General features: G+C 63.3%; 8 protein-coding genes. 2 read left to right on the forward strand and 6 right to left on the reverse strand.

Annotated features, from left to right (window positions below):
- Nucleotides 1–5: 5 nt before the first annotated feature.
- A complete protein-coding gene (recJ, locus tag XI09_RS18270) occupies nucleotides 6–1,847 on the reverse strand; it encodes a single-stranded-DNA-specific exonuclease RecJ (protein ID WP_271568064.1) in 1,842 nt (613 codons plus the stop codon).
- Nucleotides 1,848–2,134: 287 nt separating this feature from the next.
- On the opposite strand from recJ, the gene XI09_RS18275 reads away from it, so the two are divergent.
- A complete protein-coding gene (locus XI09_RS18275) occupies nucleotides 2,135–3,211 on the forward strand; it encodes a methyl-accepting chemotaxis protein (protein ID WP_271568065.1) in 1,077 nt (358 codons plus the stop codon).
- A 222-nt stretch (nucleotides 3,212–3,433) separates the two neighbouring features.
- On the opposite strand, the gene XI09_RS18280 is transcribed toward XI09_RS18275, so the two are convergent.
- The 5 genes from XI09_RS18280 to XI09_RS18300 all read right to left on the reverse strand — a co-directional run bounded on the left by XI09_RS18280 (nucleotide 3,434) and on the right by XI09_RS18300 (nucleotide 9,160).
- Entirely contained in the window at nucleotides 3,434–4,441 is a 1,008-nt protein-coding gene (locus tag XI09_RS18280; RefSeq protein WP_271568070.1) for a L,D-transpeptidase family protein, read from the reverse strand.
- Nucleotides 4,442–4,816: 375 nt separating this feature from the next.
- Nucleotides 4,817–5,908 carry an ABC transporter ATP-binding protein gene (locus XI09_RS18285; protein WP_271568066.1) on the reverse strand — a complete coding sequence of 364 codons (1,092 nt, stop codon included), beginning with the start codon at nucleotides 5,906–5,908 and terminating at the stop codon, nucleotides 4,817–4,819.
- A gap of 76 nt (nucleotides 5,909–5,984) precedes the next feature.
- On the reverse strand, nucleotides 5,985–6,836 hold the full coding sequence (locus XI09_RS18290) for a carbohydrate ABC transporter permease (RefSeq protein ID WP_092185350.1): 852 nt from the start codon (nucleotides 6,834–6,836) through the stop codon (nucleotides 5,985–5,987).
- Between the two features lie 3 nt (nucleotides 6,837–6,839).
- Complete coding sequence (locus XI09_RS18295; RefSeq protein WP_092185352.1) at nucleotides 6,840–7,775, reverse strand: carbohydrate ABC transporter permease; 936 nt, start codon at nucleotides 7,773–7,775, stop codon at nucleotides 6,840–6,842.
- Between the two features lie 68 nt (nucleotides 7,776–7,843).
- Nucleotides 7,844–9,160, reverse strand: a complete 1,317-nt coding sequence (locus tag XI09_RS18300) for an ABC transporter substrate-binding protein (protein ID WP_271568067.1) — start codon at nucleotides 9,158–9,160, stop codon at nucleotides 7,844–7,846.
- A 144-nt stretch (nucleotides 9,161–9,304) separates the two neighbouring features.
- Here XI09_RS18300 and XI09_RS18305 point away from each other — a divergent pair, with 144 nt between their 5' ends.
- On the forward strand, nucleotides 9,305–9,463 hold the full coding sequence (locus XI09_RS18305; RefSeq protein WP_271568068.1) for a hypothetical protein: 159 nt from the start codon (nucleotides 9,305–9,307) through the stop codon (nucleotides 9,461–9,463).
- Nucleotides 9,464–9,674: the final 211 nt, after the last annotated feature.

Consider the following 9,674-nt stretch of genomic DNA (forward strand, 5'->3'; position numbering starts at 1 on the left):
GGCCGCTACTTAATCACGGACGGCCCCTGGTCCGGTAGCGCGACGTCGATGACGCGGAACTGCACGCGCTCGGCGCCCTGGTAACGGTCGACCGACAACGATCCCGCGACATGCAGTTGCTGACCGCGATTGGCGACCAGCGCATTGCCGAGTTTTTGTCCGACCGAACGGAACGCGATGCCGTTGACGATGGCGCCGTCGCCCGACTTGAAGCGTAGACGCAGATGCGCCTGGCCGACCTCATCGGCATAGACGAGCTGGTGCGCCGGCAGCGCCAGCACGGCTTCCGGATTGCCGCTGCCAAAGGGCCCTGCGCGGTTGAGCGTGGTCGCAAGCTCCGTCGTCACCGCGCGCGCGGAGACCGCGCCGTCGATATAGAGCTCGTTGACGTGGCGTGCCTCGGCGACGTCGCGCGCCAGCGCATTTTCGAGATAGGCGCGGAATTCGGCGAGCTTCTCCTTGCGCAGCGTCACGCCCGCGGCCATCGCGTGGCCGCCGCCTTTCAGCAAGATGCCGTCGGTGACCGCCTGCCGCACCGCCTTGCCGATGTCGACGCTGGCGATCGAGCGGCCCGAGCCGGTGCCGATGCCGCCGGGTTCGAGTGCGATGGCAAAGGCGGGTCGCGAAAACTTCTCCTTCAGGCGGGAGGCGACGAGGCCGACCACGCCGGGGTGCCAGCCTTCGGACGCCGTGACGATGACGCCGAGCTTGTCCTCCAGACCGATCGAGGCGAGCGCCTCGGCCTCGGCCTGTGCTTCGGCGGTCTGCTCGATGACGCGGCGTTCGGTATTGAGGCGATCGAGCTCGGCGGCGATCCGCGCGGCTTCGACGCTGTCGCCTTCGAGCAAGAGCCGCACGCCGAGATCGGCGCGGCCGATGCGGCCGCCGGCATTGACGCGCGGGCCCAGCATGAAGCCGAGATGCCAGGCCTCCGGCGGGCCATTGAGCCGCGCCACATCCATCAGCGCGGTATGGCCGACATGGTCGCGCCGCCGCATCGCGATCAGCCCCTTGGCGACGAAGGCGCGGTTGAGTCCGATCAGCGGCGCCACATCGGCGACCGTGCCGAGCGCGACGTGATGCAGCATGCCCAAGAGATCAGGCTCGGGCATCTCGGATGTCCAGAAGCCGCGCTGGCGCAGCTCGCGGTTGACCGCGACCAGCGTCACCAGCACCAGCCCAACGGCGGCGAGATGGCCGAGGCCGGAGAGATCGTCGAGCCGGTTCGGATTGACCAGTGCGTCGACCTCAGGGAGCTCCGTGCCGGCCTGATGATGATCGATCACGACGACGGACATGCCGAGGCGCTTGGCCTCGGCCAGCGGCTCGATGCTCGTGGTGCCGCAATCGACGGTGACGAGCAGCGTGGCGCCCTTCGCGGCCAGCGCCCGCACGGCTTCGGTATTGGGCCCGTAACCCTCGAAAATCCGATCGGGAATGTGGATCAGCGGATCGAGCCCGCAATGGCGCAGGTGCCAGGCCAGCAGCGCCGCCGAGGTCGCGCCGTCGACGTCGTAGTCGCCGAAGATCGCGATCTTCTCGCCCTTCTGCGCCGCATCCGCGATCCGCTTGGAGGCGGCCTCCATTTCCGTCACCGTGAAGGGGTCCGGCAGCAGCTTTCGGATGGTCGGGTCGAGGAAGTCGGGCACAGTGTCGATATCGACCCCGCGCCCCGCCAGCACCCGCGCCAGCAGTTCCGGCAATTGGTGGCGCTGTACGATGGCCAGCGCCCTGGCCGCCCCGCGGGCGTCCAGCCGGTCGCGCCAGAGCTTGTCGGTGAGCGAGCGCGTCACCCCCAGGAACGCCTGGGGCGCTTCGACGGGCAAGGCGGTGGCGGGCGGCGTCATGACGAGCGGCTGTCCGTTGGGAACTCGAGGTTCGGGCGATCACGCTGGGCGCCCGGTCACTGGCTTAAGGGGATTGGCCGGGAAACCCCGGCAATTTGCAACGGCTGGGGGGCACAAAGCGGTGGATGGCCGGCCGACAGGCCGGAGTGACTATCATTTAGGCATTCCGCCGAACAGCAAATTAAGCAGGCGTTAGGCGGAATCCTCGAAAAAGAATCGTATTCGATCTGTAAGCGATTGTTCCGGGTTCATTGCAGATCAGGCCTCATTGCCAAGGGAACTCCCCGATGTCTGCTGCGCTGGGTCTGAAAGCCAAGCCGACCACGTCCGAACCCGCTGACGACGATTCCGACATTTCCGCGCTGATCAACCGCCTCACCGCGGAGGTCAACCAGATCGCGGTCGACAAGACCAAGGCGATCCAGCAGATCACCAACCAGATGAAGATGCTGGCGCTGAATGCGCTGATCGAGAGCTCGCGCGCCGGTGCGCAAGGCGCGGGCTTCGCGGTGGTGGCACAGGAGGTGCGCGGCGTCGGCCAGCAGGTCGAGACCATCGCGCGCGAACTCGAAACCCAATTGACGAAACGTACCGGCGATCTCGTCGCCTCGATCGACCGCATGAGCCAGCGCTCGCGCGGCGAGCGCATGGTCGACCTGTCGCTCAATGCCGTCGAGCTGATCGACCGCAACCTCTATGAACGCACCTGCGACGTGCGCTGGTGGGCGACCGATTCCGCCGTGGTCGATTGCGCCGCCTCGCCTGCTCCGGCCGCGGTCACCTATGCCTCGCAGCGCCTCGGCGTCATCCTCGGCGCCTACACCGTCTATCTCGACCTCTGGCTCTGCGACCTCGACGGCAACGTCATCGCCAACGGCCGCGCCGACCGCTTTCGCGTCGTCGGCCAGAACGTCGCCCACACCAAATGGTTTCGTGAGGCGCGGACCTTGCGCTCCGGCGACGACTATGTCGCCGGCGACGTCGAGAACCAGCCGCTGCTCGGCAACGCGCAGGTCGCGACCTATTGCGCCAGCGTCCGCGCCGGCGGCCAGGCCAACGGCGCGCCGATCGGCGTGCTCGCCATCCATTTCGACTGGGAGCCGCAGGCCCGCGCCATCGTCCAGGGCGTGCGCGTCGGCGACAGCGACAAGGCCCGCGTGCTGCTGGTCGACTCCAATTTCCGCGTCATCGCGGCCTCCGACGGCCAGGGCATCTTGAGCGAGCGCATCTCGCTGTCACTGAACGGCCAGCGCTCCGGCTTCTATCACGACCGCTCGGGCACGATGATCGCGTTCCATGCGACACCCGGCTACGAGACCTATCGGGGCCTCGGCTGGTACGGCGTGATCGTCTGCGGGGCCTGAGGCGAGAGCCGGTCGCCCTGCAAAATCGGACAGGGTCCGCCCGCCCGATCAAAAACCGCGAAAACAACCCCATGCACAGTAGCCGGAGGGTTGTTTTCGTTGGTGTTTTGCGCGCGTCAGAGTGCTTTGACACGTCGGGCAAAACAGTGGCATTATGCGACTATTCCGAAATCCGAAAACGCACGCGTTGCCCTGGGTCGGTGACCGCCGCGTGAGCGCCCCTCACTTGGCGCCCTCCACAAAGGCGACCGGCGTACCTTTCGCGACGCTACCAGCGACACGTTCGGCGTCCCAATTGGTGAGACGCACGCAGCCGTGAGATTCCGCCTTGGAGATCTTGTCCGGCGAAGGCGTGCCGTGAATGCCGTAGCCTTCGGCGGACAGGTTGATCCACACCGTTCCAACCGGATTGTTCGGACCGGGCTTGATGGTAAAGGGCTTGCGCGAATGGACGCCCTTGAAGTGATAAGCGGGATTGTAGCGATAGAGCGGATTCTTGTTGACTTCGGTAACCTTGAGCGTGCCCGAGGGCGACGGCTTGTCTTCGCTTCCCACAGTCGCCGGATAGAAACCGATTAGCGCATTCGTCGTGTCGAACAGCTTTACGGTTTGCCTGACCTTGTCGACTTCGACCCTGTCTGCCTTTGCAGGCGCACCCTCGCTTGCGCTCGCAGTGTCGACGACGGCGATGGTCTCGCCGGCCCGGTCGAAACGGCGCCCGGGATTGAGCGCCGCCAGGAGCTGCTCGCTCATGTGAAATTTCTCGGCCAGGGCTTCGCGCGGACTGGTGAAGCCGAGCTTCGGGATGTCCTTCATGTCCTCCATCTTCGGCGGCAGCTTCTTCAGGAAAGGACCCGACACGTCCTGCTCCGTGATGGTATAGCTCAGCGTGACCGGCCGCTCGTCCGCCCGCAGCGCCTTCCAGACCTCCTCCGTCGGAGCCTCCGAACCCGGCAACTGCCGGGCTTCCGCATAGGCGCGCAGCGCCTTCTTCGCGTTCTCGCCGAACCTGCCGTCGATCTCGCCGGGCGAGAAATGCGCCCTGTCCAGGAGCACTTGCAACCGCACGCCCGCCGGGTCCGGCTTCTCGTTCGAGAGAGTTTTCTTCGATGGCTCGGCGGAATTGATGGCGTCCGCGCTGATCTCGGCCGCGAAGGCGGGTGCTGCCGCCAGAACAAGGATCAGAACGATGCAGAATACCCGGGCGCGGTCGACCGACCGGGCGCTCATCATCGTCCTTCGCAACCTGCGATCGCCCATGTGCCAGCTCCGGGATGGAGACATTCACCGAATTGGCAACTCGGCGCGACCGCGGAAGTTTCTAGGGCGTGTACCCATTAACCACGCCGCACTTCATGTCTGCCATCCTCCCGACAGCGGCGGGGAAGCGGACATAGCCTGACTTCGCTTGTGGGCCAATAACGGACTCCGGTACCGCAGCAAATGGCATCATCAATCACCTCGTCAGCACGCAGCAAGAAGGACTCGGGAATAGTTAGGCCAAGTGCCTTCGCGCTCTCCGGGCGTCATCGAAGCTGGTGACAGGGAGGTCGCCGGTTCTGAGCGAATTCCCCTCACCAGTGGAAAATTGGCCAACTGCCGGCGTTAGATGGCCGCCTCGGTCTGCGCGTCGAAGACGTGAAGCCTGGAAGGCCGCATGGCAACGCGCAGCTTGTCGCCCACACTCACCCTCGCGGTCGGCTCGACGCTCGCCACCATGATACTCTCGCCGACCTTCATATCGAGCAGGATTTCCGAGCCGAGTTGCTCGACCACCTCAATCACGGCATCGAAGCACGGGTGGTCGAGATCGACGCTACCTGCCACGGTGAGGTCCTCAGGCCGCACGCCGAGAATGACCTCGCGTCCGATATGGCCGCGCAGCCGCTGCGCGATCTCGTCCGGTAGCTTGACGCGCAGGCCGGAGTTCTCGGCGATCAGCGATCCGTTCGCTTCGGTCACCGTAACGGCGGCGAAATTCATGGCCGGGGAGCCGATGAAGCCGGCGACGAACTTGTTGGCAGGCTGATTATACAGCTCGAGCGGCTCCCCCACCTGCTGCACCACGCCGTCTTTCATGACGACGACCCGGTCACCCAGCGTCATGGCTTCGACCTGATCGTGAGTAACGTAAATGGCGGTGGTGCCGAGACGCAGATGCAGCTTCTTCAGCTCAACGCGCATCTGCACCCGCAGCTTGGCATCGAGGTTCGACAGCGGCTCGTCGAACAGGAACACGCGGGGGTGGCGCACGATGGCACGGCCTAACGCCACGCGCTGGCGCTGGCCGCCTGAGAGCTGGCGTGGCCTGCGCTTTAGCAATTCGCCGATGCCGAGGATGTCGGCCGCCTCGTGCACGCGCTTGTCAATCTCGGGCTTTTCGAATTTGCGCATCTTCAGGCCGAACGCCATGTTGTCGTACACGCTCATATGCGGGTACAGCGCGTAGTTCTGGAACACCATGGCGATGTCGCGGTCCATGGGCGCCAATCCATTGACCACGTTGCCGTCGATGGAAATGTCGCCGGAACTGATTGCTTCCAGCCCGGCGATCATCCTGAGCGTCGTCGTCTTGCCACAGCCGGAGGGCCCGACGAACACCACGAACTCCTTGTCGCGGATTTGCAGATTGACGTCTTTGACAGCGTGCACGTTGTCAAAGAACTTGTTGATCCCCTTGAGGACGACCTGGCCCATTCGCTTCCACCTGCCTCGCAACGGCCTATGCGCAGTCTGCATTCGCGCCTTCGAATCCCCTTGATCGCTGGTGCTGTCAGCCCTTCACCGACCCGGTCAATCCCGCGACGTAGTGCTCGACGAAAAACGAATAGGCGATCGCAACCGGTATCGATCCAAGCAGGGCCCCAGCCATCAGCGGTCCCCAGTAGAAAACATCGCCACGGATCAGCTCTGATGTGACGCCGACCGGCACGGTCTTCTGCTCAGGCGAGGACAGGAAGACAAGCGCATAGATGAACTCGTTCCACGACAGCGTGAAAGCGAAGATGCCGGCCGAGAGGATGCCCGGGATCGCCACCGGGATGACGATGTAGAGCATAGCCTGCCAGCGCGAGGCGCCGTCAATGCGCGCGCATTCCTCGAGCTCCCTGGGCACGGCCTTGAAGTAGCCCATCATCAGCCAGGTGCAGAACGGAATAAGAAAGGTTGGATAGGTCAGGATCAGCGACCAGGGCGTGTCACCCAGCCGATAGTTGCGGATGATCTCGGCCAGCGGAATGAACAGCAGCGTTTGGGGTACCAGATAGGTAATGAAGATGCCGGTGCCCAGACTGCCGGCAAATGGAAAGTTCAGCCGCGACAGAGCATAGCCGGCGAACACGCCGCACACGAGCGAGATAGCGGTTGAGGCGAGCGCGATGAACGTCGTGTTCCACAGCCACGATGCGAATAGCGTCTCCTCGAACAGGTACCTGACATGGTCCCAGGTCGGTTTCCAGGTCCAGAACGGATTGTAGTTGACCGAATTCCAGGGCCGGTAAAGCTCGCCGTCCGGCCGCACCGAAGTGATCACCATCCAGTAGAACGGGAACAGCAGGAAAAGCAGGAACAGCGCCATGGGGACGTAGAAGAACACCCACTTTCGCCACCTTGCGCCTTCGATCATGGCTCAGCGGACCTCCACCCGGCGAATGTAGAGAAGTTGGATGATGACGACCAGAAACAGGACCGGAAACATTGCGAGCGAGATGGCGGCGCCCTCACTCAAGAGGCCGGTGCCGATACCGATCTGATAGGCGTAGGTGGCGAACAAATGCGTTGCGTTGGCCGGTCCGCCGCCCGTCATCACATAGACGATCTGGAAGTCGGCGAACGTCTGAATCACTGAGAACAGCACCACGACCATGGTCACGGGCAGCAGCAGCGGCCAGGTGATGTGCCAGAACCGCTGCCACGGCTTGGCGCCGTCGATGGCGGCGGCCTCGTTGAGTTCGGGACTGATGGTCTGCAGGCCGGCGAGCAGGCTGATGGCGAAGAACGGCACCCCACGCCAGATGTTGACGATGATAATCGAGATCATGGCGAGGTCCGGATCGCCCAGCCAATTGATCCGACCGGTGATCAAGCCGAAATGGTAGAGGAGCCAATTGAGAACGCTGAACGTCGGGTCGAACATCCACTTCCAGGCGAAAGTCGAGAGCACGGTCGGGATAATGAAAGGCAGCAGGATGAAAGCACGGGTAAAAGCCTTGCCGCGGAAATTACGGTTGAGCAGCATGGCCAGCCACAGCCCGAGCGCCAGCTTGAAGACGGTGGTCACGCCCGTATAGAGGAAGGTGTTGTAAACGGCGGTGCGGAAAATCCCGTCATTGAAGATCTTGTAGAAGTTGGCGAGGCCAACGAAGTCGCCGGGCATACCGACGCGCGAGTTGGTGACCGACAGCAATATCCCTCGAATGAAGGGATAGGCAATGAACATGCCGAGCAGCACGATGGTCGGCACCAGCAGCACGAACGCCAGCCAGCGCTCGTCTTCGAGCAAACGTTGTCGCCTGGGAGGGGGCGCCTCGCGGAGCGTGGTGGTGGAAACCGCGCTTATCGCCATGTTCGATCCTCGTCGGCCGGAAGATTCCCTTGCTCCCCACGAAAAATGGGGAGGGGGACGGCTTAACCTCAGACGTAGACCTTCTTGAGCTCAGCCTCTGCCCACTTCACGGCATCCTCGGCGGGCATGCCTTGGACGGCCTTTGCGTACATATCAATGATGATGTACTTGGTTACGACCTCGGCTGCCTTGCGCGTAGAGGGCCCCTGGTAGCCAGCGAAGCGCCCTGTGCGCGCCGCTTGCTTGTAGGGCAGCATGATCGGGTCGTCGCCCCACAGCTTGTGCTTTTCCCAATCCGTGGTCGGGCCGACCGAGAAGCCCTTCTGGGAGACGAACCACTTGTTGTAGACGTCCTTGGAGTGAATCCAGCCAAGGAATTTCTTCGCCGCATCCTGGTTCCTCGAATAACCCATCAGGAGATTCGAGAACGGGACGTGATAGCTGAATTGCCCGCCGGGCCCCTTGGGCAGCGCGGCGTGCAGGATGTCGTCCTTCAGTTGTCCGCCTGCCTCCGTCTTGTAGGTATCCGGCTTGCGCAGGGCCTCGATGTAGATCGAGGCGCCATTGAGCGTGGCGCTGCACGTCCCGGACAGAAAAGCGCGGTTGTTGTTGGAATCGTCCCAGGCGAGCCCGCCTTCATCGTGGGCGTCCTTCCAGAAGGCCACCATGAACTTCACCGACTCGACCGTTGCCGGGCTGTTCAGCACAACCGTCTTGCCGTCCGCTTCGACCTCTTTGCCGCCCCAGGACCACAGGTAGGGGTAAGTGAAGGCGGGCGCATCGCCGAAGGTGTGACCGAGCGTTTGGCCGATCGGCCGTCCCTTTGCCTTCAGCTTCTTGCCGGCCTCGCGATACTCTTCCCACGTCTGGGGAAATTTTCCATCCGTGTAGCCAATCTCGGCAAACCAGGACTTTCGGTATGCGATCTGCAGGCCGACGATGCACCACGGCACTGCGATCCATTTCTTGCCGTCATTGGCGACCGCGCGGGATGTTTCGTAGAAGCCGCCCTGGCTCTTGCCGAGTGCCTCAGCGAGGTCGCTGACGTCCATGACGCTCTCGCCGTAAAGTTGCCCCCAATTGTTGAGGACGCAGACGACGTCGGGGCCTGACCCCGACTGGATCGCCGAGGTGATGCGGGCCTGGATATCGTTGGCGTTGATGGTCTCGATATTGAGCTTTATGCCGAGCGCTTTCTCGCCCTCCTTGGCGATTTCGTTGCGCAGAAGCTGATCTGACGCCGGAACGAAGTCGGTCCAGCGCAGCCAGTGCACCGTGGCGGCTTGCGCATAGGCGGGCGCCCTGCCGGTCGCCAGGATGCCGGCCATGCCGCCCGCAAGCGCGGCACCGCCCTTGAGGACGTTACGTCGGGTTAATGTCGTCATGCATCCCTCCCTCGGTGTGTCTGAGCTAATGCCCTTCGGCCGGTCTTGCGCCGGCTTGGGGCCCCTTTCAGCCTATCGCGCCTCCGTGGTTCAACGCATGCACACGTTGTCGCCTGCGCAATACGTCGGCTCGATGATCATTTGTTGGTGTTCCACCTGCAGCGCCGTGGTGGCGAGTTCGCCGCGAAACAGAGTGAATTCTTCGCAGCGCAGCGGCGCGATTACATCGTTCCCAACGGCGATACGACCGGCGGCCTGGATCGTGTCGGCGCTGCAGCCAGCGCATGGACCCCACCGTCATAACGGTCCCTCCCGCGCAGCGACAGTATTGCCGTGGCCAAGCGGGGTTTTCCCCGTCTTATATGACGTTCGGTACCGGAAGCTGGCGCAGCGTCATTGTCGCCCCTCGCAGCAGGAAATCAAGTGCTAGCTTTGACGCGCCGGCCATGGTCTCACTTCGTGAACTGGCCCGCTACAGTGATGTCGCGGCATGCTCCCGACTTCCGGTTGGGGT

This window comes from Bradyrhizobium sp. CCBAU 11386 (assembly GCF_028128955.1).
Taxonomy (GTDB): Bacteria; Pseudomonadota; Alphaproteobacteria; order Rhizobiales; family Xanthobacteraceae; genus Bradyrhizobium.

Bases quoted from the DNA above. Each gene is read 5' to 3' on its own strand.
- XI09_RS18280 (WP_271568070.1), bottom strand. From the start codon at position 4,441: ATGAGCGCCCGGTCGGTCGACCGCGCCCGGGTATTCTGCATCGTTCTG.
- recJ (WP_271568064.1), bottom strand. From the start codon at position 1,847: ATGACGCCGCCCGCCACCGCCTTGCCCGTCGAAGCGCCCCAGGCGTTC.
- XI09_RS18300 (WP_271568067.1), bottom strand. From the start codon at position 9,160: ATGACGACATTAACCCGACGTAACGTCCTCAAGGGCGGTGCCGCGCTT.
- XI09_RS18275 (WP_271568065.1), top strand. From the start codon at position 2,135: ATGTCTGCTGCGCTGGGTCTGAAAGCCAAGCCGACCACGTCCGAACCC.
- XI09_RS18285 (WP_271568066.1), bottom strand. From the start codon at position 5,908: ATGGGCCAGGTCGTCCTCAAGGGGATCAACAAGTTCTTTGACAACGTG.
- XI09_RS18295 (WP_092185352.1), bottom strand. From the start codon at position 7,775: ATGGCGATAAGCGCGGTTTCCACCACCACGCTCCGCGAGGCGCCCCCT.
- XI09_RS18290 (WP_092185350.1), bottom strand. From the start codon at position 6,836: ATGATCGAAGGCGCAAGGTGGCGAAAGTGGGTGTTCTTCTACGTCCCC.